Origin of the sequence: Paenibacillus chitinolyticus (genome assembly GCF_045038035.1) — a bacterium.
Lineage (GTDB): Bacteria > Bacillota > Bacilli > Paenibacillales > NBRC-103111 > Paenibacillus_F > Paenibacillus_F chitinolyticus_A.
In genome coordinates, this window is record NZ_CP173427.1 from 3,170,447 (window position 1) to 3,196,012 (window position 25,566).

22 protein-coding genes and 1 pseudogene are annotated in these 25,566 nt (G+C 55.5%); 3 read left to right on the forward strand and 20 right to left on the reverse strand.

Features of this window, described 5'->3' with window-relative positions; translation table 11 throughout:
* Window positions 1-148: 148 nt before the first annotated feature.
* A complete protein-coding gene (locus ACI48J_RS14265; RefSeq protein WP_405078826.1) occupies window positions 149-1,048 on the reverse strand; it encodes a winged helix-turn-helix domain-containing protein in 900 nt (299 codons plus the stop codon).
* Window positions 1,049-1,244: 196 nt separating this feature from the next.
* Here ACI48J_RS14265 and ACI48J_RS14270 point away from each other — a divergent pair, with 196 nt between their 5' ends.
* Window positions 1,245-2,519: an MFS transporter gene (locus tag ACI48J_RS14270; RefSeq protein WP_405078828.1), complete on the forward strand. Its 1,275-nt coding sequence runs from the start codon at window positions 1,245-1,247 to the stop codon at window positions 2,517-2,519.
* A gap of 84 nt (window positions 2,520-2,603) precedes the next feature.
* Here ACI48J_RS14270 and ACI48J_RS14275 read toward each other — a convergent pair whose 3' ends face one another.
* Window positions 2,604-3,374, reverse strand: coding sequence for a DeoR/GlpR family DNA-binding transcription regulator (locus ACI48J_RS14275; protein WP_405078829.1), 771 nt, complete (start codon window positions 3,372-3,374; stop codon window positions 2,604-2,606).
* A gap of 281 nt (window positions 3,375-3,655) precedes the next feature.
* Between ACI48J_RS14275 and ACI48J_RS14280 the strand changes: the two genes are divergently transcribed.
* Window positions 3,656-4,564, forward strand: a complete 909-nt coding sequence (locus ACI48J_RS14280) for an EamA family transporter (protein WP_405078831.1) — start codon at window positions 3,656-3,658, stop codon at window positions 4,562-4,564.
* 206 nt (window positions 4,565-4,770) lie between these two features.
* Here the strand turns inward: ACI48J_RS14280 and ACI48J_RS14285 are convergent, their stop codons facing one another.
* The 8 genes from ACI48J_RS14285 to ACI48J_RS14320 form a co-directional block, all read right to left on the reverse strand.
* A complete protein-coding gene (locus tag ACI48J_RS14285; protein WP_405078832.1) occupies window positions 4,771-5,718 on the reverse strand; it encodes a chitosanase in 948 nt (315 codons plus the stop codon).
* A 303-nt stretch (window positions 5,719-6,021) separates the two neighbouring features.
* Window positions 6,022-6,618, reverse strand: a complete 597-nt coding sequence (locus ACI48J_RS14290; protein WP_405078834.1) for a TetR/AcrR family transcriptional regulator — start codon at window positions 6,616-6,618, stop codon at window positions 6,022-6,024.
* Window positions 6,619-6,664: 46 nt separating this feature from the next.
* The gene (locus tag ACI48J_RS14295) at window positions 6,665-8,155 is read right to left on the reverse strand and encodes an NAD(P)/FAD-dependent oxidoreductase (protein ID WP_405078835.1); all 1,491 of its coding nucleotides are present in this window, start codon (window positions 8,153-8,155) and stop codon (window positions 6,665-6,667) included.
* Between the two features lie 208 nt (window positions 8,156-8,363).
* Window positions 8,364-8,912, reverse strand: a complete 549-nt coding sequence (locus ACI48J_RS14300; protein WP_405078837.1) for a GNAT family N-acetyltransferase — start codon at window positions 8,910-8,912, stop codon at window positions 8,364-8,366.
* On the reverse strand, window positions 8,872-10,248 hold the full coding sequence (locus ACI48J_RS14305; RefSeq protein ID WP_405078839.1) for an MFS transporter: 1,377 nt from the start codon (window positions 10,246-10,248) through the stop codon (window positions 8,872-8,874). Before ACI48J_RS14305 ends, ACI48J_RS14300 begins: the two co-directional genes overlap by 41 nt.
* Window positions 10,249-10,479: 231 nt before the next feature.
* A complete protein-coding gene (locus tag ACI48J_RS14310) occupies window positions 10,480-11,127 on the reverse strand; it encodes a helix-turn-helix transcriptional regulator (protein WP_405078841.1) in 648 nt (215 codons plus the stop codon).
* Between the two features lie 15 nt (window positions 11,128-11,142).
* Entirely contained in the window at window positions 11,143-11,313 is a 171-nt protein-coding gene (locus ACI48J_RS14315; protein ID WP_405078842.1) for a hypothetical protein, read from the reverse strand.
* A gap of 23 nt (window positions 11,314-11,336) precedes the next feature.
* On the reverse strand, window positions 11,337-11,471 hold the full coding sequence (locus ACI48J_RS14320) for a hypothetical protein (RefSeq protein ID WP_405078844.1): 135 nt from the start codon (window positions 11,469-11,471) through the stop codon (window positions 11,337-11,339).
* Window positions 11,472-11,697: 226 nt separating this feature from the next.
* Here ACI48J_RS14320 and ACI48J_RS14325 point away from each other — a divergent pair, with 226 nt between their 5' ends.
* The gene (locus ACI48J_RS14325) at window positions 11,698-12,852 is read left to right on the forward strand and encodes an oxalate decarboxylase family bicupin (RefSeq protein ID WP_405078846.1); all 1,155 of its coding nucleotides are present in this window, start codon (window positions 11,698-11,700) and stop codon (window positions 12,850-12,852) included.
* 243 nt (window positions 12,853-13,095) lie between these two features.
* Here the strand turns inward: ACI48J_RS14325 and ACI48J_RS14330 are convergent, their stop codons facing one another.
* The 10 genes and pseudogenes from ACI48J_RS14330 to rlmN form a co-directional block, all read right to left on the reverse strand.
* A complete protein-coding gene (locus ACI48J_RS14330) occupies window positions 13,096-14,604 on the reverse strand; it encodes a sensor histidine kinase (RefSeq protein WP_405078847.1) in 1,509 nt (502 codons plus the stop codon).
* A 214-nt stretch (window positions 14,605-14,818) separates the two neighbouring features.
* On the reverse strand, window positions 14,819-15,661 hold the full coding sequence (locus ACI48J_RS14335; RefSeq protein WP_405078848.1) for an aldo/keto reductase: 843 nt from the start codon (window positions 15,659-15,661) through the stop codon (window positions 14,819-14,821).
* A gap of 250 nt (window positions 15,662-15,911) precedes the next feature.
* Entirely contained in the window at window positions 15,912-17,144 is a 1,233-nt protein-coding gene (locus ACI48J_RS14340; protein ID WP_405078850.1) for a family 16 glycosylhydrolase, read from the reverse strand.
* Between the two features lie 125 nt (window positions 17,145-17,269).
* Window positions 17,270-18,169, reverse strand: coding sequence for a DMT family transporter (locus tag ACI48J_RS14345; protein ID WP_326051802.1), 900 nt, complete (start codon window positions 18,167-18,169; stop codon window positions 17,270-17,272).
* 479 nt (window positions 18,170-18,648) lie between these two features.
* Window positions 18,649-19,452 carry an ABC transporter ATP-binding protein gene (locus ACI48J_RS14350; protein ID WP_326051803.1) on the reverse strand — a complete coding sequence of 268 codons (804 nt, stop codon included), beginning with the start codon at window positions 19,450-19,452 and terminating at the stop codon, window positions 18,649-18,651.
* Between the two features lie 99 nt (window positions 19,453-19,551).
* A pseudogene (locus ACI48J_RS14355) lies at window positions 19,552-19,970 on the reverse strand (ATP-binding cassette domain-containing protein); the annotation flags it as partial.
* Between the two features lie 61 nt (window positions 19,971-20,031).
* Window positions 20,032-21,051, reverse strand: coding sequence for a FecCD family ABC transporter permease (locus tag ACI48J_RS14360; RefSeq protein WP_405083229.1), 1,020 nt, complete (start codon window positions 21,049-21,051; stop codon window positions 20,032-20,034).
* 31 nt (window positions 21,052-21,082) lie between these two features.
* A complete protein-coding gene (locus ACI48J_RS14365) occupies window positions 21,083-22,135 on the reverse strand; it encodes a FecCD family ABC transporter permease (protein WP_405078851.1) in 1,053 nt (350 codons plus the stop codon).
* 327 nt (window positions 22,136-22,462) lie between these two features.
* Window positions 22,463-23,965 carry an FAD-dependent monooxygenase gene (locus ACI48J_RS14370; protein ID WP_405078852.1) on the reverse strand — a complete coding sequence of 501 codons (1,503 nt, stop codon included), beginning with the start codon at window positions 23,963-23,965 and terminating at the stop codon, window positions 22,463-22,465.
* 405 nt (window positions 23,966-24,370) lie between these two features.
* Entirely contained in the window at window positions 24,371-25,432 is a 1,062-nt protein-coding gene (gene rlmN, locus ACI48J_RS14375; protein WP_405078853.1) for a 23S rRNA (adenine(2503)-C(2))-methyltransferase RlmN, read from the reverse strand.
* Window positions 25,433-25,566: the final 134 nt, after the last annotated feature.

Here is a 25,566-nt window from a genome sequence, read left to right on the forward strand (position 1 = left end):
CGCGGGAACATGAGATTCCGGCGGTGTCGGGATACGAAGCTTATGAAGCGGTTGAGCAAAATTAAGCATAGCCACACCAAGGCGGCGACGGTGGAAGAAATAGGCGTAAAACCGGGCAAATCGGATCGTTTTGCAGCGGTATGACGGATCAGCCCTTTAAAACATGATCCAGCTGATGCTTCAATCTCTCCGACAAACCCGGCCGTAAAGCCAGAAAAGTGACATCGTCGGTAAGATGGACACTGACAAGCCCCGCCATTCGAAGGGTCATGAGATGGTGATGAACGTTGCCTTTTGCTCCGCCGATCTCTTTCGAGATGTCTGTGAACGATCTTCTTTGAATGGACAAAAGCTTCAGAATTTCCAGCCTTTTCTCGTCTGATAAAGCTTTGGCGGCAGCGGAAACGGTGAAGATATCGGGCTTCTCGATATCGTGCGGGTACAAAATATTGATTTTGTCTTTGAAGACGGCAAACGTATGCAGAGGCCGGAAATGATACGCCGGGATCAGGTGAACTTTCCGGATCGCGGTCAGTTCGATCCGCATTCCGGTCACGAAAGTATCCACGATATCCTCCGCCTTCTTGCCTGTGCGCACCGCCTCTTCTACCTCCCGCGCTCCTCCTCTTAGAGCGTCCATACCCGTCCACCGGTCCATATACTTCTCCTGCCAGACGGACAACAGCTCCGTGAACAAATCTCTTTGCTCTCCCAAATGAAGCCAGACGGGGTTCTTTCCGTCCGCCATATAGGAAGCAAGCCGCTCGTAGAGCTCTCCGGCCGAAAGCCTGCTTACCCATTCCAGGAAGAGCTCCATAGAAGTTGCGTCCGGGCACTGGTCTATCAGCACCGAGAGCAGATCGACGAACGTAAGATCGTCCAGCGCGTCCAGCTTATCCAGGTAAGCAGGCTCCATAATATCTTGAATCTGCTGGTGCCAGGACGGTCCGACGTACAAATATTTGATGTTCTGTCTTCGTTTATATAAAAGGAAACTGAGCAGACATTCGTGAACCGGTGAAAACCCGGTTTCGATCCGATAGGCCATTTCTTTTAAACCTCCTCTCGCAAACTTCGATACGATAAGATTACCACATCCGGCAGACTTATCCTAACGGTTTCGGCTTTCAGTATTTTGTAATTAGTTCTATATTTACAGACTTAAAAATTAGTTCTTGTTTCATTGAACTATATATGCTATTTTATAACCATCACTCACCCTGGAAAAAAGAGGAGCCCGAACGATGCAAACGGATACCCTGCTCGGCCTGTTCAAAAACCGTAATTATGCCTATCTTTTCGGGGCGCAGCTTCTGTCGCAAATCGGCTCGGTTACCGGGCTGACGGCATTTGCTTTTTACATGCTGGATAAATTCAGCACGCAGCCGGCCTACGCGACCTTGACGGAAATGATGTACTCCCTTCCCACCTTGTTTCTCTTCTTCTTAACCGGCGTTGCGGCGGACCGTTTCGACCGGCAAAAAATCGCGGTAAGCTGCGATGCCGTCAATGCCGGGCTGAGCCTGCTGCTGTTAGCCGCCGTAGCGTGGGGGTGGATGCCTCTCGTTTTCGCCGTTCTGTTCATCCGAAGCGCCGTCAGCAAAATGTTTCATCCGGCGAATGCGGCCTTGGTGCGGGGCGTCCTTGATCCGGCGCAAATGCCTGCGGCAATGGGGATGAATCAGATGCTGATGAGCGCCTTCGTTCTGCTTGGCACCAGCCTGGGGGCGGTAAGCTACTGGTACTCCGGAATTCTCGGATCGGTCGCGATCGACATGGTCAGCTTTGTGATATCCGCCCTGCTTATCATGCGCTGCAAGATTCCTCACGAAGTGCGGCAGCCTAACGGGCCCGCGTCATGGCGGACGCTGAAACTCAAACAAGTGGGCCAAGACTTCGCCAGCGGGCTTCTTTACGTCCGCCGCCACTCCATCGTGCTTTCGCTACTGGCCGGCATCCTTATTCTCGGACTGGCGAACGGAGGCGGCAGCGTCATGTACCTGTTCGGCCTCAAGTATAAGCTGGCCCCGGATACTTACGAATCCCTGCAGGTCGGAATGACCGCCGTGCTCGGGGCCGGCATGCTGCTGGGAAGTATCGTTTCCGTCCGGCTGGCCAAAAAAATCCCGCTGTACGGCATGATCATCGCCAGCTTCTTCCTGGGCGCCGTTACCCATCTCCTGCAGGCGCTGGCGGCGAATACAGCGACGTTCATGGCGCTGTATCTGCTGTACGCTTTGTCTATCCCGCTGTGCAACGTCGCGTTCTTCGGCTGGCTTGCCCAGGTGACCGAAGCCCGTATGATGGGCCGGGTTCAAGCGCTCATTCAGCCGATTATGATGCTTACATTCACGGCTATGCAGGCATGGATCGCCTACGCCTTTCCGGCGCATATGTCCGTCGAAACCATTTTCTATGTCGTGGGAGCAGCCGAACTCGCTCTAGGCTTGTATTACCTGCTCGTTCTTCCCCCTCTGGCGAGGAAAAGATCGGAGCAAGCGGCGGAGGGAACCGCCTGAACAACCAAAAAGACAGGAGCTTACTCGCTCCTGTCTTTTCCGATTGGCACCGTTATCCGTTCCGGATTACGTTCGTGCCGCTTCTTATGAACTTATCCGCATTTCGATTCCGAGCGCCTCCACACTGTCGATCCAGTCCCGCGGACACCCCGGATCCGTAATCACCATCGAAACTTCCTCCAGCTTGGACACACGGGCAAAGGTCGTCACGCCGAATTTGGTGTGGTCCGCCACAAGAATGGACTCCTCCGACCGCTGCATAATTTTCCGAGACAGAACGGCTTCGTCCAGATGATAATCGGTAATGCCGTCGACCAGCGATATCCCTCCGACCGAGATAAAAGCTTTATTCACCTTAAACTGATCGAGCAGCTGATCCGTCAAAGCGCCGGTTGCGGCCTGATAATGCCGATTGATTTCGCCTCCGGCAAAAATGATTTTGCCCGCAAACGTATCCATCGCAGCCGTTAATATCGGCACGGAATGCGTGATCAGCGTCACGTCGGGACGGTTCTGGAGATGACACAAAATTTCGATCGTCGTCGTCCCGTTATCCAGAATGACGGTCTCTCCTTCGCCGATCAGCGAAGCCGCGAGTTTGCCGATGGAAACCTTCTCCCGCCGCATCATCTGTGCGCGCTTAAGAAACGGCGGCTCGACCCGGTCGGACCTGACTTTTACGGCACCGCCGTATACTTTGCGCAGCTTGCCTTCTTTCTCCAGCCGATCCAAATCCCTGCGGACCGTTTCCGTCGAGACGTTAAATTCTGCGGAAAGCAGGTGAACCTGCACTTTTCCATCCATGTCCAACTGCTTTAAGATCGTACTCCTTCTGTCTTCATAAGTTAAGGACATAAACGGCCTCCGGCAACAACTATTTCCATTTCACATGTTGAATGTTGTTGTTTTCTACAGTGTAAAAGCAGCTTTCTCTTCTGTCAACTTTCCGAATCGCGCAGGAATAGAAGCGCTACTCCTCGTCTAAGCCATATAGGCCAAAGAATAACCCAGTCAATTAAAGCGTTTGTTTTACTCATTGACAGTCCGATGACACAAGTCTACAATTACAAGTAAAACCACATGAAACATCATATTACCACATCATATCACAAAATAACATCGTTCGGCGAAACGGAATGTACGATCAAATTTGCCGGACGGATGACAGCAGCGGAGATGATTCCATGATCCTTCTTGCCTTTTTACTCGTCGTGCTTTCGGGGCTCACTCATTCCATCTGGAGTCTGTTTGCCAAAAGCAGCCGCAATAAGAGTGTTTTTTTGTGGTCCATCTCCATGATCGCCGCCATTGTCCTTTTGCCCTCATTCATCCAGGAATTAAGGACTGCATCGCTTGATACCGGGGCATGGCTCCTGCTTCTGGCCTCTGCCGTGCTCCAGGCCGTCTACGGACTCCTGCTGTCGCGCACGTATCAGATGGGAGATTTGTCCCAAGTATACCCGATCATGAGGGGCACCAACACCTTGCTCATTCCGGCATTCGGCGTCGCTTTTCTGGGGGAATCCTTGTCCGTTCCCGGCTGGATCGGCCTTCTCTGCATGATACTCGGCTTCATAATGCTCAGCGGTCTTCTGACGCGCAAATCCGCCGCACACGGAGAAGGATTCTCGCCGGCTCCCGTGCTTATGGCCTTGGGCGTCGGCTTATGTACGACTTCCTACGTACTTGTAGATAAAATCAACCTGCAGCACGTTTCCGCGCTTGCTCTGCTCGAGGTAACCAATATCGGCTTCGCCGCCGGATTAACCCCGGCGGTCCTGTCTTCCCGGCAGCTCTCCTCCGAATGGAAGCTCAACGGGAAGCGGATTGTCCTCGGCGCCGTCTTAAATACCGGCTCCTACCTGCTCTTTTTGCTCGCGCTCGCCTATGCGCCGGTCGCCCATGTGTCGCCCGTCCGCGAAATCGGAACCGTGTTCGCCACCCTGCTCGGTATTTTTGTCCTGAAGGAAAAACAGGGCACGCTGCGGATCCTAAGCTCCCTGGTAATTACCGCCGGGATCATGCTGATCGGATTTTTCGGCTGAACGGAACCGACGTCTGCTGACGCTTCGGCGGCTGTTCGCCTGCCTCCGTAAGTACACGGCATACACATTCCCGACAACTCCTGCATGGCTTGTGAGAAGCCGACTTGCTTCGATTCAAGGCGCTTGGCCCGTAAAAAAAGCCCGGAGACCCGGTTCCGGAAGGGACCTGGTCTCCAGGCTCGGCTGCATGCGCCGCTTTTTTGCGTTTACTTCATGATCCAGCTCGTAACTTTCTTAACCGCCGCATCCGCATCTTTCAGATCCGTTTCTCCCGTGTTAAGAAGCGTACTCCACTGCTTCACCCGGTTTTTGCCGTTGGGAGGCTGGTTGTATTCGTTCGTGTCCACTACCAGCGTACGTTTGGCGTAGAAGTTCGTCATAAATGTTTTCTCGTTCGTGCTGCTGCCGGATTTGGCCAAAATGCCCGCCAGACTTCCCGAGTCGCCCTCGGCCCCTTGATTCAAAGCCGTGTCCACAAAAGATCCGATCGTCAGAGCCGAATTAAATCCGCGCTTGCGGGCCTGTTCGACGCTGTATTTGATATACACGTTATAGAACGTGTGCCACATGGCTTCCCTCCAGGCCGGATCGTCCTCCAGACCTTTGACTTTGCCGCAGAAAACCTTCTCGCTGTCGGTAATTTTCAGGATCGATCCCTTCATGGAGCCGTGAGCTCCGATCCGGGCAAGGCCGCCTTCCACGGATGGGTTTGAAGCTCCTTTTACGGCATCATATTCCTTGAACAGCGCCGGTCCGTCCGGACCCGTATCGTTGGGCCCCCCTGTCGTCGCCCCGAAAATACCGATCGTATAACCGCGGTCATCGCCGATGTCTTCGCAGTACCCGTAGTACTCGGTCCAGTTCAGCGAGTCTTGTTCGGCTTTGTTCACCAGTTTCATAATGTTGTCCCACTGCTCCCCGTCCAGACCGGTCTTCGATTTTAAAAATTGAAGGGTCGACGGAGAAAAGTTCGAGTCGTGGGAGTTCGCCGGCACTGCGTATGCTTCTCCTTGTGCCGGATTCGAGTTCGCAAGAGCGTTCCCGGGCAACAAGACGGACGTGAGCAGAAGTGTGCTCGCCAAACCGACACTTAAAGCAGCGTTCATACATGATTTCACCCGTTTACGTACGGATACCGATTGTTTCGTTTGCAAGTTAATTCCTCCTTGGAATTCTAATAAGTTAAAGCGCTTTAACTTTTGAAAAAGGAAGGCCTCCTTACTCTGAACATATTCGGCCGTCCGGCGCCCTATTCCTCTTTTGCCTGTTTGAATAATTTGTAAATTATTTCTTGACCGCTTCATCTTGAGCAGCCCGTTCCGTGTAAAAAGCTCCCGCCGGTTTCCCCGACGAGAGCCCTTTATAAAACGCGCCGCCTCCGGCGGTCAGCCGCAGCCTTAAGCGGCATTGCAAGAAATTCGCCGGGCTTGAACGGGGCAGCCGCGCCAGTGGCGCTTTTACCGCTTCGCTATCATCCTTAGCAGACGATCTACCGGAGGAACCCGGTAATCATCGTTCCCGTCGGCCGTCACCACCATAAGTCCCGACAAGACGGAAACGTAAGACGCGATCATTTCCTCTGTATCGCCGGCATCAAGCTCGCCCCGTTCCTGCCCTTCCCGGAACAGCGGCAGCAGCTGCTCTACGTACGTATCCAAGGTGTAATTCCGCATGAGCCGGTTTACCTTATCCGGCACTCCCTCCGAGGTCCGGGCCTGGTGGATGAGTAAATAATAAGGAGCACCGCTCTTATCGAGCATCTCTTCGGATAATCTCCTGATTTTATCAAGCGGCGTGCCCGGAAGCAGGTAAACTTCCTTCATGGCTTCTTGCGAAGCTTCCAATGCGCCTTGGACAAGCGTAGTAAACAACTCTTCTTTCGAAGTAAAGTAATGGTAGAGCAGACCGTGACTGATTCCGGCCTCCGCGGCGATCATGCTCATTTTCGTGCCGACGATTCCCCTTCTCGCAAAAACGCGAAGCGCGGCGCCCATAATTTGGACTCTGCGTTCATCCCGTATCTGATTTAACTGCTGATCGTTTAATGGTGCCACTGTAATCCTCCACTTCACGTGCTGATGCCCAAATTATATCATCCTTTCAGACCGTTTCGTAAGCCGTTTCGGAAAACGCCGGGACGATCTCCTCCAGTACGGCGGCCAGGGAACCGGAGCCCCCCGGAAGAAGCTCGTCAAGCAGCCTTCTGCCTTCCTCGGAGGAAGACAGCACCTCCCGCACCATATCCGGATGGAACAGCTGACCCGGCGGCAGGGTAAGCGTATTGACGGCCCAGTACAGCCCGAAAAATTTCATATTCTTTTCCCCGGTCGCGTATTTCAGCACCAGATTCATGTATCTCCGCCCGAACTCGATTCCTTTCAGGGGCGCGGCACCCGAATACGTCACGCCTTCCCAGCGGAGGTCGGCCACGCAGTTTAACCACCAGGCTGGCTCAATCACCTCCTGGAGACGGCGCAGCACGTTGCGTTCGAACGCGGGAGAAGGCTCCGGCGCCAGACTCTGCTTCCGCAGGCAGGCTTCGAGAGTCTCCGCTTCGATGGCCGCCACTGTCATTCCCTGCCCGAAGATCGGATCGTAGATGCAGTAGGCATCGCCGAGAACAAGCAGCCCCTCGGGCCAGTCCGTCATCTGCTCGAAATGCCGACGGTACAGCTGCGGCACGCGGAATCCTCTCGGAGACGCCGCCGGTTCCAGCTCTCCGAGAATTTCCGCGATGACCGAGTCGGGGAGGTCCGCGGCCGCCTTTTCGTATTCGTCTTCTTTCGTTGGCGGGTATTGTCCTCCCGGCCGGTACAGCAGCATTTCCGCCACGTTATTTTCGATGAAGGACAATACACCCGTACAAGATCCTTTAGCCGGCTGCCCGGCGATATTAATCACATCCCATTCCTTGACCAGATGTTCCTTAGCGGCCGGCACCCGGTACCTGCGGGTACTGTAACCGAGCTCTACGTTCAAATAATCGGAGGCGGGCACTTCCAGCCCCATAACTTCCAGCCACTTGGTCAGTTTGGACAGCCGTCCGCACGTATCGACAACCAGATCCGCCTCAAAAGGTTTCTCTTCTCCGCCGCCGCTCCTTCCCCGTATAACCGCGCCCGTCACTTTCTTCCGGTCCGGGGTGCTCATTAGCCGAACCGCCTCATGACCGGGCAGCAAAGACACTTGGGGAATGCGTTTCACCCGTTCGCGGATCACCCACTCCAGGAGAGCTCTGCTGAACTTGAGGTCATTGCGCTGGTAAGGGCCGCTGATCGTTCCGTACTCGTTCGTGTTCGTCACGGTTTTGTTCAGTGAAGACAGCGCGCCCAGTTGAAGCAAATCCTCCTCGTACCCGGGGAAAAAACGCTCGACAATCGTCTTGCCGCGCAGCGTAAAACGATGAGGATGGTAGCCTTGCGGCGTCCCGGAACGGTCGGCGGGTTCCCCGGGAAATTCGTCTTTGTCGATCACAATCACCTCTTCATAAAAATCAGCGAGCACTCTTCCGGTTAACAACCCCCCAATACTTCCGCCGATTACAAGCGCTTTTCTTTTCTCGCGATTCCCGTTGTCATTCGTGTTCATCATTTTCGCTCCTTTATTTTGATTGATTAATTCAGTCAATTTTCTTGTAAAAAAATAAATCGGCTGCATCGCCATGATTATGATTGACTAATACAGTCAACATCAGGTTAAGCAAGTTTTTTCCATTTGTCAATAGGCTTTCGCGGCAGGCCGGAACGTGAAATAAAAAAGCTCCCGCCCTCTTTGAGGGATGGGAGCGAAAGCGGGATATTCAGCGCACGGGCAGCATGTTTTCGTACAGGCTGAATCCGTCCGACTCGCCGATATACGTGTAGCCGCACGTTTTGTAAAAGGCGTTTAAGGTCTCGTTGCTGCCGATACAGTCCAGACGAATCCGGTCTTTGCCCGGAAACGACATTTCCTGCCGGATCCAGTCCATCACCGTTTTGCCCAGGCTTCTGCCCGCTTGCCCGCGGTTAACGGTCAACCGGTGAAGATAAATGGCCGTGCCGGTCTCCCCGGGGTCCAGCCGCCATAGTTTGCGGTCCCAGTCCTCCGCTTCCCGCTGGAGAATCGCGCACGCCAGAAGGGTGCCTTCCGCCGCTTTGAACACAACCACCTCTTCGCGTTCAAGGGCCCCCGCCATATCGTGATCGTCACTGACCGACAGCAGTCCCGACCACTGGGTCGATCCTTTGCTCCGCAGCCATTTCGCGGTCTCCACCATCAGCCGCTCAATTTCCGCATATTCTTCCGCCCCGGCTATACTCGCTTTGATTTCAGAACTTACCTGATCGTTTAGGAGAATCATATTCGGCATAAGGCACCTCTATTTCAGCTTGTATAATTTGCCGTCTCGTCCGGCTACGTGATTGTACCATAACCGGCGGCGGCATTTCTAACAGCCGGTGGCGGTAAGGACGGGAATAAAAGAACGGGCTGCCTAAGCGCGAACTTTTACGAGGTCCGGCCGGACGGAGCGGAAGCGGCTTGGCGGAAAGCGCCCGGGCGGGGCAGGCCCGCACGGTCAGGGCAAACACGGCTGTCAGCAGCGCACAGACGGCATAAGGCGCCGATGTGTGCAGGGAGTAGAGCAGCGTTCCCGTCAACGGTCCCGCAAACGAGCCGACGCCTTGTACCGCCGCCGTGCATGAAGCGACGGACGGCTGCTCCTCCTCTGTGACCGCGAGCGATGCCGCCGTAATGTAACCGGGAAGCGTAAACCCGATGCCGAGCAGGAGGAAAACAAGCAGGTACTTCGCGGGCCAGAGCAGGAACAGCAGGAAGGCTGCGCACAGGGACGACAGGCCGATCTTGAGGAGCCTGCCCGTCGGCCATTTCAGATAGCGGCCGATCAGCAGCTGCACGGCGACCACGAGTACCCCCGCCGACGAAAGCCCGAGACCGATGTACCGCGCGGCGTCTTCTGAAGTGACGGACATGCGGTCCTGGATAAAAATGCCGCAGGTTACCTGAAGAATAATCATGACGATGGACAAGGTCAGCCCGATTGCCAGGTACAGCGAAATTCTCGGGTCGGCGGCCGACAGCTTGCCGGCACGGGTACTTGCAACCGCCGGCCTGCCGCCGGGAATCATCAGCCAGAATGCGGCCGCCGTCAGTGCCAGCAGCACGGCGGAAGCGTACATCGGCGCCGTAAGACCGACAGGCGTCAGCAGGGCGCCGAGCGCGGGCCCGAGGACGAAGCCGAGCCCGTTCGCCCCTCCGAACAGTGCCATTCCGGAAGCGCGGTTTTCCGCCGTCGTCCACTCCATGAGATAGCTCTGCGCCATTGCGGGAATCGCTCCGAAGAAGAAACCTCCGGCCGCTCGCAGCAACAGCAGCTGAATGTAGAGCCAGGCGGGGTCAGGTTCCCCACTGCGGGCGAGGTCGGACAGAACGGCAAACGCCGCCAGTGTCACAATATAGCCGAGCAGGGCCGTAATCATCACCAGCTTCCGGCCCGTTCGCGCCCATTTTGCCCACAGGAACGTCCCCGTGATCCAGAACAAGCCCGTTACCGATACCAGACTGCCGGTCTGGATTTCACTCAACCCCATACTTCTGGCCAACAGCCCGAGGATCGGATTAAACGTCGCGATTGATGTCATAGCGGCCAGTACGGTCAAAAAAATAAGCAGAAACCGTTTTTTCATAGACTTTGTCTCCTTTCCCGGTCGAACGGCATTCGTACGTTTTTCATTATCGTTCAGATCCGGAAAAGCCCGCTACCTGCCGGCGAAGCAATTTTGCCTGCTGAAGGAGCGGGTACGGCAAAAATCCCTTTGCCGCAGGCGGCAAGGGGATCGTTTAAGCAGGGCACGACAAACTTTACTCGGGAAGTCTGTCAAGGACAATAACGGTCCAAACGCATTCCACCGCCAGCCTCACAGACGGACTCGTTGTTGATTGGCTTGTTTAAGATATTGCCCCGGATTCAAACCGAACTGTTTCCGGAACGCGGCCGTGAAATTGCTCATGTTCGCGTAACCGAGCCGAACGGCCGCTTCGCTCACATTCATTCCCCGGTCCATATACTCGGCCGCTCTCTTCATCCGTTCTCTGCGTACCAGTTCATAAACGGTCGTGCCGAACAACGAGCGGAAGCCTTTTTTCAGCTTGTATTCATTGACTCCGCACAGCCGCGCCAGCTCCGGGATAGACGGCGGATTATCCAGCCGGTCCAGCACGTGCCTTCTCGCCTCCGACAGGCGGTTCCGGTCGTCCGGTGTCAGGCTGATCCCCGCAGCTTCCCTAACGCCGTCTTCCGGCTGACTGATCAGCGCGATCAGCTCCATCGCTTTACTTTCCGCGTACCACCTGCGCATGCTTCCCAAACGCCCGGACTGCAAAAGATCCCTGACCCCCTGCCGGATAAGCGGGCTATCCGTAAACCTTCCGATCCTGCCCCGGCTTCGCGAGAGGAGATGACGGATTTGTTCCGTCTCTTCGGGCCCTCTCGCACAGCCGAGCAACAGCTCGGGATGCATCCGGATTTCCAGCGTCCGGTTGCGAACGCCGCCTTTTTTTTCCATATACACGTTCATATTCTACATAAAAAAGACATTGCCGCTGAGGCTGCCGGTCTGCAGCTCGTTTCCTTCCCAAGCGCAGTAAATGTCCCCTTCCAGGCAATAGTTCAGCTCGAACAGGCTGTAAGACCCGTGAACCTGCACTTTAAGATCACGGATTAACTCGAAATCCGAAATGACAATTTCCATGCCCGTTCTAACGGGAATCCGGGTCAGAGTCCCCTCTCCCAGCCTCGGAGAAAGCAGAAGCGTCCGCTCCCGCCGCTGCCTGAAATCTGCCCCTCCATATGCTCGGAAAAACGGTCGAAATAATCATGCATCCTATCGATTTGTATGGCCGATGGCATAGGCGCTTCCCCCTTTTCGCTCCTACAATTGAGAATCATTATCATTGTACTTTTGTTTATTGTAGGGAATTTCCGCTTCTTTTGCAACCCGGCAGCTGAACGGCTTCCGGCATTCAGGATAATCCTGTGGCGATTTAACATAACTAACGGACAAACGGTGCCGCATATGTATAGGCTTGATAAGCTTGGCGAGATACCTTCTCGTCTAAACGAAGGAGCGGATGTCATGAGCAAGCCGGTAAAAGAAGAGCTTCAAATCCCCCAGCCCATCCGGGCCGACGGCGCGGGAGCCACCGACCCAGGTCCGCGAGATATTTTGCGCGATCTGGAAAATCCGAACATGCTGGTCCCTCCCGCTACCGATGCCGGTCTGATCCCGAACATGAAATTCTCCTTCTCGGACGCTCATATGCAGCTGAACCACGGCGGCTGGTCCCGTGAAGTTACGGTCCGCGAGCTCCCCGTCGCCAAGACGCTTGCAGGCGTCAATATGCGTCTGACCCCCGGGGGCGTGCGCGAGCTGCACTGGCACCAGCAGGCCGAGTGGGCGTACATGCTGACGGGGAAAGCGAGAATTACGGCGGTGGACGAGAAAGGCCGCAATTTCATCGACGATGTGGAGGAAGGCGACCTGTGGTATTTCCCGCCGGGTATTCCCCATTCCATCCAAGGGCTGGCGGAAGGATGCGAATTTCTGCTCGTCTTCGACGAAGGGACCTTTTCCGATCTCAACACCTTGTCCATCTCGGACTGGTTCGCCCACACGCCTCCGGACGTTCTCGCGGCTAATTTCGAGGTGGACGAGAGTGCTTTCGAGAACGCACCGTCCGGGCAGGTCTATATTTTCCAGGACAAAGTTCCCGGCTCTCTTGCGTCCCAGGAAATCGAGTCGCCATACGGCTCCGTTCCCCAAAGCTTCAAGCACAGGCTTCTTGCGCAGACGCCGGAGGTCATGCCCGGGGGGAGCGTGCGGATCGTGGACTCCTCCAACTTCCCCGTTTCCGTAACGGTTGCCGCCGCCCTGGTCGAGCTGAAGCCCGGCGCCTTGCGCGAGCTGCACTGGCACCCCAACCAGGACGAATGGCAGTACTACCTGTCCGGCCAGGCGCGGATGACCGTCTTCGGCGGGAACGGCTCCGCCCGTACCTTCGATTACCGGGCGGGCGATGTCGGCTACGTGCCCTTCGCCTTCGGCCACTATATCCAGAACACGGGCGAAGAGACCGTCTGGTTTCTGGAAATGTTCAAAAGCGACCGCTTCGCGGATGTCTCGCTCAACCAGTGGATGGCACTGACTCCGCGGGACCTCGTCCGCGATAACCTGCACGCGGGACCGGAGCTGCTCGACTCGCTGCGCAAACAGAAGCGGCCCGTAGTCTGACCGTGATTCCGGCCGGTCCGCCGCGGGTAAATAACGCTCACCCCACACAACCCTCCCTGCCGGGAAAGGTAAGGTGAGACATGACCCGATCGCACTCCCCCTGGCCGGAAAAAATAATGGCGCGATTCGATTAACGTCATTAACCATTTTAATTAACGACATTAATCATATGACATCCCTTCCTGCATTACGCGAAAAAAAAGCCGCTGAAACTTCAGCGGCTTATCCCGTTTAGAGCACGGATTATCCGTCGATCCCGGCGGAAGCAGCTTCACTCAAGACGGGCATTCTTCCTTCCTCACGGATAGCGGGCACGACCGGAAGCCGGATCGTAAAACGGGTGCCTTCGTTCCGGCGGCTTCGGATCTCGACGGTACCGCGATGTTCCTCCAGGATCCATTTCGCGATCGACAAGCCGAGTCCGGTCCCCGGCGTTTCGCCTCTTGAAGGATCGGCCCGGTAAAACCGGTCGAAGATATGCGGAATATCCGCTTCGTCCATGCCGATTCCGGTGTCTTCGATAATAAGTTCCGCATTTTCTCCCGCCGCCCTTGCGAAGAACCTCACATAGCCGTTTTCGGTATACTTAAAAGCATTTTCCACGAAAATAAACAAAAGCTGCTGCAGGTAATCCCTGTCGCCTACAACGTGCAAAGATTCCAGACCCTCCAGCGGACCGGCTTGAAACTCGGCGGATTTCGCAAGCACCTGTGATTTGCGGATGACATCCTGGACGACGGAGCTTATGCTCAGCCTGTCTTTTCTCAGATGAAGCCCCGAATCGGCACGAGCCAAAGTCAGAAGATTATGCACCAGCCTCCCCATCCGGCCTGCCTCATCGGCAATATCGTGAATGGCTTCGATGGAAAGTTCCAATTGGTCCTTGTCTATTCTCTGCTCCGGAGCCTGCCGGAACGACTTCCAGGCCTTTTGTAAAAATTCCGCATTGCCGCTTATTGTCGTCAAAGGCGTTCTTAGTTCGTGGGAAGCGTCTGCCACAAACCTCCGCTGGGTCATGTAGGACTTGTCCAGTTCCCCGTACATGTGCTGGATGCGTTCCAGCATGCCGTTGATGGTCGTCCCCAGCAGGCTGACTTCGTCTCCCGTCGGTTTAACGGCGATCCGGTTGCCGAGATCGTCGCTTTTCTGAATTTGGCGGGTCGCCTCAATCAAGGCATATACGGGCTTCAGCGCACGCTTAGAGGAGAGCCAGCCCATGAACGAGGCCGTGCAGACGATCACCAGAGAGAGCAGAATCAGCACAAGCCGGAGTATCGACAGAAATTTATCGATCAAGCCGATATTATAGGCGGATTGCAGTACGCCTACGAGCTTCCCGTTCAGCAGCAGAGGCTGATTATAGATGAGAAACGGAGATTGCTGGACCTCTTCGGTCATGTAGTAGCCCTCCGTTTTTTTACCGGCGGCATCTTTGGAGAACGGCAGTTCCACTTGGCCCAAATTCCGCGTCCTCGCCTTATCGCCGTTGATCAAATTGACGAGCTGCAGGTACATGCCCGACTGGACGGTATCGACATGGTCGAGCTGAATGTCCAGATCAGAGCCCAGCGGATCAACCTTAAGCTTATAGGTGACACTCTCCTGCAGCACATCCGTCTGCTCTCTGAGCGAATCTTTAAGGTCATTAATAAAATATATCTGCAGAAAGCTGTAGAGGACAATGCCGAACAGCAGCAGTGTAGCGGAAAGAATACCCGAATATAACAAAGTAAGCCGCATGCGAATAGACATAGCTTCCTCCAGGGTTTTTCCTTGATTATCCTCTTCGAATCTTAAAAGCAACTTAATAGAACCTAAAAATTGCTCCCGGGAAGCCGAAACGGCAAAAAAGCCGTCCGAGGACGGCTTTTAGGAGCTGCACAGCGGCCGGCTCCCGGTGCATAAGCCGGACGGCAAAACATCGGGGCGGCACTGAACCGCTCGAATTTTCGAGCAAAATTCATGCTTAGAAATCAAAGTTGTCCGGGTCCGGACCGACTCTTTTATTTTCGTTCAAGCCGCTGATCCGGTTCATCTCATCCGCCGTCAGCTCGAAATCGAACACGCTTGCGTTTTCGATAATGCGGTGCTCTTTCGTCGATTTCGGGATTGTCACCACGCCGTTTTGCAGATCCCACCTCAGAATAACCTGCGCGACGGATTTGCCGTGACGGTCCGCAATCGACTTCAGAACCTCGTTATCCAACAGCTTGCCCTGCATAAGCGGAGACCACGCTTCAAACTGGATTCCCTGTTCGCGGCAATATGCCCGCAGCTCTTCCTGGGTCAAACACGGATGAAACTCGACCTGGTCGACCATCGGCTTGATCTTCGCATCCTGTAGAAGGTCCTGCAAATGATGGATATGGAAGTTGCTGACTCCTATAGACCGGGCTTTGCCCGACTCGTAAATGGCCTCAAGAGCGCGCCACGTGTCTTTGTATTTCCCTTGGACCGGCCAGTGAATCAGGTACAAATCGAGGTAGTCCAGGCCAAGCTTCCGCAGACTGACTTCGAACGCCCCGATAGCAGACTCGTAACCCTGATCCGCATTCCAGACTTTCGAAGTGACGAAAAGCTCTTCCCGGGAAAGACCCGTTTCGGCCAGACCCTCCCTGATTCCTTGGCCGACCCCTTCCTCGTTGCCGTATACGGCGGCCGTATCGATACTCCGGTATCCGTTTTTGATAGCCGTTTTAACCGCTTCTACCAATTCGGGGCCTTCCTCTACTTTAAAAACGCCGAGACCGAGCCAAGGCATTTTAACTCCGTTGTAAAGGGTGGTTGTATCTTGCAGATGTTTTGTCATTCTCGGATGTCCTCCTGTTGAGTAGGCTTAAAATGCAGCATGTCCTATTATGCGCCTTGCATACTCGTTTGTGAAGTAAGCACTTTAAAGTTCGGTCGGCACTTTTTCGCGCCTTAGGCACTCGGAAGTACCCTGGTCCGGGCTTGCAGCCATCTCTTCCTGCCAGCTTTCCGGCACAAAAAAGACAGGAGCCTCCTTTATCCAAAGGAAACTCCTGTCATTGCCCCTTGCCAGGCCAGAGAGCGGCCGCTTACGGATTCTGCTTCACCAATACGAAGCTCTCCCACTTGCTGGCCGTGGCGCGGTTCGCGATCAGCGGGCTCGCGCCTTCGTTGTCGGCGCACACATATTGGTTGTTCGCCAGCGCTTTTAACGTCTGCTTGCCGTCCGCCGTCTTACCGAGCTCGAAAGTCTCCCAGGCGCCGATCGTTTCCCGGTTCGCGATGAGCGGGCTTCCTCCCGAATTGTCGGCGGAAACGTACCGGTTGTTGATAAGCGCTCTCAGAGCGACCTTGCCGCCGCCGAGGTCGACCAGCTCGAACTTCTCCCAGCCGCTGACGGTCTGGGAACGGGCGATCAGCGGGCTGGCGCCTGCATGTTCGGCGGTCACGTATTTTCCGTTCGCTTCCGATTTCAGGGCGACGATGTTATAGCCTCCCGCGCGCTGCCATACACGGACATAGTCGATGTAATATTTTTGCGGAAAGATTGTCGTGCCGTCGGGGTAACCCGGCCAGTTGCCTCCCACGGCGAGGTTCAGCAGGAAGAAAAATTCCTTGTCGAACACCCAGGCATTCGTGCCTGCGTCCGCCAGCGTTCTCGTGTGAAACAGCTTGCCGTCCACGAACCACTTGAACACGCCCGGTTCCCACTCCAAAGCGAACGTGTGGTAGTCATTGCTCAAATTCTGCGGATGCAGATACGAACCGGAGAGGCCGCAGCAGCCGGAATAGCCCGGTCCGTGCAAAGTGCCGTACGCGCGGTTCGGTTCCAGAGCGCCGACATACTCCATAATGTCGATCTCGCCGCTGGCGGGCCAGCCTACAGTGCCGATGTCTTTGCCGAGCATCCAGAAAGCGGGCCAAATTCCTTTCCCGTAGGGCAGCTTGGCGCGCATTTCAACCCGCCCGTATTTCAGGTTGAATTTATTTTGCGTCGTGAGGCGTGCGGACGTATAGCCCGAGCCGTTGTAGTTTTCTTTTAAAGCCTGAATGACCAAATTTCCGTTTTCCTGATAAGCGTTGGACGTGCGGTTGGTATAGTGCTGCAGCTCGTTATTTCCCCAGCCGCCGGCTCCGGTTTCCAGATTCCATTTCGAAGAATCGGGTGCCGACCCGTTCGGGCCGTTGAATTCATCGCTCCAGACCGGCACCCAATCGCTGGCCGAAGAAGCTCCGGCGGTCCGGCTGAACACAAAGGACGAGAAAAGACTGAGAAGCAGAAATACGGATAAGAGCAAAGAAAGCCGCTTGCGGTACATCATCCATGATCCCCCTTTTCCTAATGGCAATCCCGTGTTCATCATACCGCCTTCCCGCCCTTAAAAACAGGTTCCGAATTACAGGTTTATTCTCCATATTTTGGTTTAGGTACCGGAAAATCCAACGATCAGGCGGAATGATCTTCTTCAAAACGGGGCGACCCGACACCGGTTCGGGCAGGCGCCCAGTTTACGAGGAAGATACCGGCCAGAATCAGCAGACCTCCTCCGTACACATACGAGCGGACGGTCTCACCCAACAGCAGCCAGCCCGAAAGCACGCCGAAGAACGGGGCCAGAAAAAGAAACGCGCTCGTCTTCCCGGGATCTCCCCTGCTCAGCAGATAATACCAGGCCGCAAACTGGACGATGGAGCCCAGTACCGCGAGATACAGAATGATCCATAGCGAATCCGCATTCAGCACAAAAAGCGGCTTTTCCACTAGCAGGCCGAGTATAAGCAGTGCCAGTCCGCCCGCCAGCATTTGAAAAGCGGTCATGACCCAAATGTCGAATGAAGCGCTCCAGCGTTTGACGAGCAGCGTTGCGGCCGCCCAGCATACTGCGGAACCCAGCCCGAACAAGGTCCCTGTTTTAAAATCCAGCTGGAACCCGAGCGTCACGGCGACTCCCAGAAATCCGACCCCTACGCCGGTCCACTGGGACCACCGGTACTTCATCCCGAGAAAAAGAGTGCCCAGCAGCACGACCAGCAGCGGATTCACAAAGGTTAGCAGCGACGACTCTCCGGCGGAAATGGTCCTCAGACTCAGAAAAATGCACGCCATCACTCCCGTTGTCTGAAAAAGGCCGATCAAGGCGATCCGTCCCCACCCGGCGGCCGTCTGCGGCATTCGCCTTCTCGTGCCCAAGACCCACAGGGCCATCAGGGCCCCGGCCAGCGTAAAACGGACTCCCACAAGCAGCAGCGGCGAAACGTAGGCGAGCCCCATTTTGCCGACCGCAAACGAAGACCCCATAAGCAGCGTGGCCGTAACGACAAGACTGCCGAATTTTATCGGGTTCATCCTGTTTTCCCCTCTCCCATTCGTTCATTGAGAAAATCTTAGCATATATCCATTTAGATGGGGACCGAAGAATGGATGTGAAGGATGGATGTGATTTTCGAGGGAAATCGCGAGACGCGTCGGCTTTACCGACGAATAGTACATCAACCGGCGCTTCCGGCAGCTCACCGGCATTACACCGCGACAATTCCCGATTAACTCTGCCGTTACCGGGGGCTGAAGCCGACCCGACCTTATCATCCTCTCTAGCGCAGACTATCGCAGTATAACACGCTTCGCTTGATCGCCCCCACGCTCACGTTTGACTCTTTCGCCCCGCCTGACGAGCGGATCGAGCTGCTGGGGACAATTCTCGGCAGGCGCCGGGAAGCGGATCATTCCCGCTCATGGCGGCGTTCGCCCCGGCCCCAAGCCGGAAGAAAGCTGAAAAACCTGGCGATCGCAATGGATCGGCAGGTTTTGTTTCGTACAGGGCCTTGTCACGCCTCCGGGGCCAGCTCATACGGCAGGCACAGCGGAACCCCCGTACGCGGGTCGGCAACGATGTCCGCATGAATCGCGAACACTTCCCGCAGCATGTCTTGGTTCATCACGTCAGCAGGGGAGCCTTCGCATATCACGCTGCCGGATTTGATGGCCACGATATGCTGTGCGTACCGGGAAGCATGATTCAGATCGTGAATCACCATGACAATCGTTCTCTTCTCCTCGCTGTTCAGCTTATGCAGCAGTTGAAGAACTTCAAGCTGGTGGGCCATATCCAGAAAAGTGGTCGGTTCGTCCAGGAAGAGAATATCGGTCTGCTGCGCGAGCGCCATGGCGATCCAGGCGCGCTGCCTCTGCCCGCCGGAGAGCTGATCCACGGGTCTTGCGTGGAACGGCATCATCCCCGTTACTTCCAAAGCCCAGCTGATCACGCGCTTATCCTCCGAACTAACCGTGCCGAAGCCGGTCTGGTGGGGATACCTGCCGTAAGCGACCAGCTCCGTAACCGTCAATCCGGCGGGCGCCGACGGATTCTGCGGCAGAATGGCCAGTTCTTTGGCTACTTCCCGCGTAGATTTGCTGTGGATCGACACCCCGTCGAGCAGCACGCCGCCCGAGGCCGGTTTCATGAGCCGTGCCATCGTTTTCAGGATGGTCGACTTCCCGGAACCGTTCGCGCCTACCAGCGCGGTTATTTTGCCCTGCGGGATGGAAATATTCAGATCGTTCACGATACTGAGATCCCCGTATCCGATATGCAGGCCGGAAGTATGAAGCCTTTCCTGTACTAATGTCATCCGATATTCCCTCCTTGGTTTGGCCTTTCCGTATAGGAGACGGCCAGCGTCCTTCCTGTAATCCTGTACGCTATCGCCTGATCTTTATGTAAAACTCCCCGCCTCCCGGATTTCTCCGTCGGAAGCCCCCAGCTTGCCGTAGGCGATATTCGGATGGTGCCGTCGAACAAGAACACTTCCTGCCGGACGATTCCGATAGGGGAACGCAGCGATTCCAGCTTCATCTCGCGGACATCTATACCGTCAATGGCGACGGCGTCGTCCGCCGCTTCGTAAAACCTCTGGAGGAGACTGCACAAGGCCGTTTTGCCCGCGCCCGAAGGGTCGACGAAAGCGACCGTTTCCCCGGGCCGGATGGAGAGGTTCAGTCCGTTCAGCACGTTCTCCTTGTTTTCGTAACCGAAGCTCACATTCCGATACCGGATATTTCCCGCAAGCCGGTCAACGGCCCGCGCATCCGGAGCATCGGCGACATCGGGATCAAGTTCCGAGATTTCGAGATATCGTTTGAAACCGGCGGAGCATAAAGCGCCTCTCTTTCTGTAAACCTTCCTCGGCGGCAGAAGCCCGCAGGCTCTTCTACTCCGTCTTGGACCGCGCAAGCAGATACAAGAAATAAGGAGCGCCGATGACCGCGACCACAATTCCCGCAGGCATTTCGGAAGGCTCCAGCACCCAGCGGCCGAGCGTGTCGGCTGCGCATACCAGCAGCGCCCCGGCAAGGGCAGCGGCCGGTAGAAGGACTTTGTGGCCCGGTCCCACCAATCTGCGGGCCAGATGCGGGGCGATAAGCCCGACGAAGCCGATTCCGCCGCTTACCGCAACGCAGGAGCCTGCGAGACCGACGGCGGAAGCGAGGAGCAGGAACCGCTCCCTCTCCACGGGAGCGCCAAGTCCCGAGGCCAGCTGATCGCCCAGGTTGAGCACATCGAGCACCCGCGCTCTGCAGAATACGTAGATCGACAGGATGACGATCCAGGGAAGGAGCGCGATCACAAATTTCCAGGTCGTCCCCCAAATGCTTCCCGCCATCCACGTGGCCACGAACTGGTATTTCTCCGGAGAGATCCGTAGTGTCAGGACGATGGTTGCGGCGCTGATTCCGGCCGCCACGGCGATACCCGACAACAGGAGCCGGGTGGGAGACAACCCTTCGTTACGCTTGAACGCAAGCGTATAAATCAGCATCGCCGTCGCACCGGCGCCCGCCAGAGCGAGTACGGGAAGCAGGAAGACCGGAGCGGCAGCGGCAGAGGGATAGAAGCAGATAAATAGCAGAACCGCAAGTCCAGCTCCGGCATTGATGCCCAAAATTCCGGGATCGGCCAGCGCATTGCGCGAGATGCCCTGCAAAATGGCTCCGGATATCGCCAGTCCCGCCCCCGCAAGCATCGAAAGGACGATGCGGGGCAGCCGGAAATCGAACAGGACCAGGGATTGCTTGCGTGTCCCTTCTCCGATAAGCGTTGTGAAAAGCTCCGTGGGAGAAAGGCGGATAAAGCCGATGTTCATACTGATGACAAACGTAAGGACAAGAAGCAGACCGAAAATAACGAGAATCGCGCTATTTCTTCTTTTCCGCTTTTTTTCATGTACCATAATGGGCGAGTAATCCAGATTAAGGTTCACGTTACAGCTCCCTCCTTTCTTTGCGCGTCAGGTAGAGGAAGAACGGAACCCCGATTAGTGCGATCAGCGCCCCGATGGGCGTTTCGTAAGGGGGGTGGATCATTCTGGCCGCCAGATCGGACACGACGACCAGCAGGCTGCCGAGCACCGCAGAGCACGGTATGATCCAGCGGTAATCCACGCCGACCAGATAGCGCGTCAGATGCGGAATGATCAGCCCGACGAAGCCCACCGCTCCGACGACGGAGACGGACGCACCCGCGAGGATGAGCACAACAATCGTGCCGCCCAGTTTAACGAGTCCGGTCCGCTGCCCCAATCCTTTGGCGATTTCGTCCCCCAGGCTGAGCATCGTAATCGAACGCGAAAGCGCGATGGCGCCCAGCAGAGCGGCCAAAAACCACGGCAGCATGACCTTGAGCTGGACCCAGGTGGTTCCGCTTACGCCTCCCGCATACCAGAAAGCGATGTCCTGGCCAATATGAAAATATAAGGCGATCCCTTCGCTCAGCGCGGAAAGAAGAGCGCTCAACGCCGCTCCCGCAAGAACCAGCCGCAGCGGCGTCAAGCCGCCTTTGGCCATGGAGCCGATCCCGTAGATCAGGACGGCCCCGCCAGCCGCACCGAGAAACGACATGAGAATAAGCTTGGAATAGGCCATGCCCGGGAAAAATGCGAAGCAGAGCGCCAGCATAAAGCCCGCGCCCGCGTTCAGGCCGAGAAGACCCGAATCCGCGAGGGGGTTCCTCGTCATGCCCTGCATGATCGCTCCGGCAACCGCGAAGCTCGCCCCTACCATGGCGCCGCCCAGCACGCGCGGCATCCTCAAATCGGCGATAATCTGATGCTGTGTAGACTCCGGATTGAAATGAAAGACAGCTTCCCAGACTGTCGAGAATAAAATGTCGGCTGCCCCGAATGAAACCGATACCCCTATTCCCAATACCAGTAGGAGAATCCCCGCTGTGAGAATGAGGGCTGCGGCCAGCGGACGGGTGCGAAGCGGAACGGATGAAACTGCTTGCGTTTCCCTTGCTGCATTTTGCTGAATCATACCTGCCACCCTGTACGTTAATATTTGGCGAGACATTTATAAGTGATATTGATTCTCATTATCACAAGATTCAGTTTAAGCGACATCTTTTTCCTGGGCAATGGACAAAAGCGAGAATTTTTTTGTACAAAAGAGAAAAGATTGCAGCGCGCGGCGGATCCCGTTATCAAAAACAAAACCGTTAAATAGCCGGACGGTTATCCTCCTTCCCAACGAAAATAAGCCGCCCCTCCGGACGGCTTTGACGCAATTGCTTCTATAATATAAACAGACACATGGTCGGAGGTACGTTCGATGCACAGGATTAGCGGCGGCTCAAGACTTTTCTTAAAGGGACACGATTTTATGCTTCGTCAAGTAAGCGCGCAGCAGCGCGATATTCTGTGCGGCGTTAACGAAGCCGATGTGGCCGTCCGGCCGGATCAGATACAGGGCATCTTCCGTGAGCCCGGCTTCCTCCGTCTCCCGGCTCCATGAGAATTCGTGCAGGGGCAGCCCCAGCTCTTCCCCAGCTTCCCGGAGCGGCCGTCCCGCTCTGCCGTACACGTGAAGCTGCCAGTCCATCGACCCCAGCGGAGCGAAATTCACTTCCGCATAAGGCAGACGGTCTCCTCCCTGCAGCGATCCCGCTTCGCCCGATGCAAGTGCGCTTCCCCGGTACGTGATCCTTATTTGCGAGATCAACCTGTACAGTCTTCTGCGGAACGCCGGGCGGCGGAACAAGAACGGGCCCGCATATGGAAAGAGATGCTTTTTGACCAGTCTGCTTACCCTGCCGGTAGAGATCACCGCTTTGAAAACTCTGTCCGTCGTATCCACGAGAAGCTTTGCGAACGGAAGACGTTCCGCCTCGTAGGTATCGAGAACGGACGGGGCAGCCCGGTGCTGAACGACGGCAGCCAGCTTCCAGCCCAAATTTACGGCATCGCCGATGCCCGTGTTCATTCCCTGACCGCCCGCGGGGCTGTGAATATGGCCGGCATCCCCGGCAATAAATACATTCCCTTCGCGGAAATGACGGGCAACGCGGTGATGGACATGATACTTGGAGAACCAGTTGACTTCAGCCGCATCGAGACCAAGATTCCGCCGCAAATAAGGGTACATATCCTCGAAGGATAGCGGCTCCCGATCCCGGAAAGCCGGAGGCACGACACCGATCAGCCGGTATGTCCCGCTGCTCCGCACCGGAAATACAAGAGCGAATTCTTCGTCCGCGAAGTGGATGCCCATGCTGCGCCCCGAAAACATTCCGCCCTCCCCGTGAAGGTCCGCCACATAAAAATCCTGTTCGTACTTCTCGCCTTCGAACGGGTTATCCATGCTTTTGCGCACCCGGCTGTGGGCGCCGTCACAACCGCACAAATAACGGAACGTGCGGCTCTCTTCACCCTCCGGCCGTTTTAAGACGGCCTCGACTTCTCCGTCCCTTTGCGCGAAAGAGACCAATTCCGTGTTCCACTCCACTTCGGCGGACCGGTCTTTTAAAGCCTCGATCAGCAGACGCTCGTGGTCGTCCTGGGGAAACGTGAAGACGAACGGAAACGGGCTCAGCCCCTCTCCCATCTTTTCGAATGGCAGGGTCCCTTTCTTTTGGTTTCCCGTCCAGATGTCCCCCCGGTCGACCTTGATGCCCCGGCTTACGACTTCCTCGGCCAGCCCCATCTGCTGGTAATACTCCAGCGTCCGCGAAGTAACCGCCATCGCCCTAGATGCCTCGCCGGGACCCGCATTTTTATCGATGATCCGAAACGGCACCCCGTAACGAGCCAGTTGAAGGGCAAGCACCAGACCGGTAGGACCGGCTCCCACAATCAGAACTTGTTCCATGGTTCATCAACTCCCGTCCCGACAAATTGGGGTCTGCTTCTTTATCCTGTTGTCCCAAATCATGAACATGACGACGTCGATTGACTTTCTCATGCTCATTATAATCAGGGAGCACGGCCGCTGCAATAAACACAATAGAAGGTTGTGGCGATTACCGAACACATCCGTGCCACCTGTACGGAAAGTGTGCGAAAAGAGGGAACGGATGCGGACGGCCAAAGACCGCCGGACGATACGGGCAAGAAGGGATCCGGAAAACCCTGCCGGGAATCGCCCGGAGCGACGGCGCTTATTCGCACCCGCCTGACTTTTAACGGAAGCGGTATTATAGCGCTCTGCAAAAAAGCGTATCCCGTCCGGGATACGCTTCATGTTTCCATTTGCTGTTAGGTCCGGCTTCATCCTTTAACCGGTCGCTTTGATTTGCTTGCTTCTTAACTGCCCGCAGGCGGCGTCAATATCCGCTCCATGCTCCAGCCGCACGCTGCAGCTTACATTCCGCTTCTTCAGAATATCGTAAAAAGCGCGCACGGATTCCTTCTCGCTCCGCTGATACTGACTGTGCTCATCGACCGGGTTGTACGGGATGAGATTGACGTTGACCAGCGGACGGCGGTCTCCGATCAATTCGGCCAGCTCTTCCGCATGCTCCCGGGCATCGTTCACGTCTTTAAGCAGAATATATTCCAGGGTGAGTCTGCGGTTGGTTTTGCCCAAATAATAATCGATCGCATCCATCAATTTCTCAATGGGAATCGCTTTGTTGATTTTCATGATTCGCGTACGAAGCTCGTTATTCGGCGCATGCAGCGAAACCGCCAGGTTCACATGGAGATCCGAATCGGCAAATTCGACGATTTTGTCGGCAAGTCCGCTTGTTGAGACCGTGATGTGTCTGGCGCCGATCGCCAGTCCTTTGTGGTCTTTGACGACGCGCAGGAAATCGGACAGATTCTCGAAATTATCAAACGGCTCCCCGATCCCCATCACGACGATATGGCTTACGCGCTCTTCCTTGCCCGCCTTGTCCAGATAGAACTGGACTTTCATGATTTGTTCCACGATTTCCCCGGCAGACAAATCCCGGCTCTTCTTGAGCAGGCCGCTCGCGCAGAAACTGCACCCGATATTGCAGCCGACCTGAGTCGTAACGCAGACGGATAATCCGAACTTGTGCTTCATCAGCACCGTTTCGATCAGGTTTCCGTCGGAAAGCCGGAACAGAAACTTGACGGTACCGTCGGAAGATTCCTGCTTCACGTGTTCTTCCAGCGTCTGGATGACAAAGTGTTCTTCCAGCAGCCCCAGGCAATCTTTATTCACGTCCGTCATATCGGCAAAACTCGCCACGCGCTTCCGGTACAGCCAGTCCCAAATCTGGGAGGCCCGGAATTTCTTATGCCCGTAGGGCTGCAGCCAGGCGGTCAACTGATCAAATGTTAATCCATAGATGGATGGTTTGTTCATTCGTACTCCTCTTTTCAGCAAAACATATCAGCCGGTCGCACCCTCGCCAAAGGGCGGATCACGGCATTACATTCTATCATTGTGCCAAAATTCCAAACGTAACACAAGGGCTTAAGAACAGCCGCTAATTTATA

Coding starts and splice junctions, on each gene's coding strand:
- ACI48J_RS14365 (WP_405078851.1), bottom strand. CDS start 22,135: ATGATTCAGCAAAATGCAGCAAGGGAAACGCAAGCAGTTTCATCCGTT.
- ACI48J_RS14280 (WP_405078831.1), top strand. CDS start 3,656: ATGTACGATCAAATTTGCCGGACGGATGACAGCAGCGGAGATGATTCC.
- ACI48J_RS14315 (WP_405078842.1), bottom strand. CDS start 11,313: ATGGAAATTGTCATTTCGGATTTCGAGTTAATCCGTGATCTTAAAGTG.
- ACI48J_RS14270 (WP_405078828.1), top strand. CDS start 1,245: ATGCAAACGGATACCCTGCTCGGCCTGTTCAAAAACCGTAATTATGCC.
- ACI48J_RS14325 (WP_405078846.1), top strand. CDS start 11,698: ATGAGCAAGCCGGTAAAAGAAGAGCTTCAAATCCCCCAGCCCATCCGG.
- ACI48J_RS14320 (WP_405078844.1), bottom strand. CDS start 11,471: ATGCCATCGGCCATACAAATCGATAGGATGCATGATTATTTCGACCGT.
- ACI48J_RS14335 (WP_405078848.1), bottom strand. CDS start 15,661: ATGACAAAACATCTGCAAGATACAACCACCCTTTACAACGGAGTTAAA.
- ACI48J_RS14350 (WP_326051803.1), bottom strand. CDS start 19,452: ATGACATTAGTACAGGAAAGGCTTCATACTTCCGGCCTGCATATCGGA.
- ACI48J_RS14360 (WP_405083229.1), bottom strand. CDS start 21,051: ATGGTACATGAAAAAAAGCGGAAAAGAAGAAATAGCGCGATTCTCGTT.
- ACI48J_RS14295 (WP_405078835.1), bottom strand. CDS start 8,155: ATGATGAACACGAATGACAACGGGAATCGCGAGAAAAGAAAAGCGCTT.
- ACI48J_RS14345 (WP_326051802.1), bottom strand. CDS start 18,169: ATGAACCCGATAAAATTCGGCAGTCTTGTCGTTACGGCCACGCTGCTT.
- rlmN (WP_405078853.1), bottom strand. CDS start 25,432: ATGAACAAACCATCCATCTATGGATTAACATTTGATCAGTTGACCGCC.
- ACI48J_RS14310 (WP_405078841.1), bottom strand. CDS start 11,127: ATGGAAAAAAAAGGCGGCGTTCGCAACCGGACGCTGGAAATCCGGATG.
- ACI48J_RS14340 (WP_405078850.1), bottom strand. CDS start 17,144: ATGATGTACCGCAAGCGGCTTTCTTTGCTCTTATCCGTATTTCTGCTT.
- ACI48J_RS14300 (WP_405078837.1), bottom strand. CDS start 8,912: ATGCCGAATATGATTCTCCTAAACGATCAGGTAAGTTCTGAAATCAAA.
- ACI48J_RS14275 (WP_405078829.1), bottom strand. CDS start 3,374: ATGTCCTTAACTTATGAAGACAGAAGGAGTACGATCTTAAAGCAGTTG.
- ACI48J_RS14305 (WP_405078839.1), bottom strand. CDS start 10,248: ATGAAAAAACGGTTTCTGCTTATTTTTTTGACCGTACTGGCCGCTATG.
- ACI48J_RS14330 (WP_405078847.1), bottom strand. CDS start 14,604: ATGTCTATTCGCATGCGGCTTACTTTGTTATATTCGGGTATTCTTTCC.
- ACI48J_RS14265 (WP_405078826.1), bottom strand. CDS start 1,048: ATGGCCTATCGGATCGAAACCGGGTTTTCACCGGTTCACGAATGTCTG.
- ACI48J_RS14370 (WP_405078852.1), bottom strand. CDS start 23,965: ATGGAACAAGTTCTGATTGTGGGAGCCGGTCCTACCGGTCTGGTGCTT.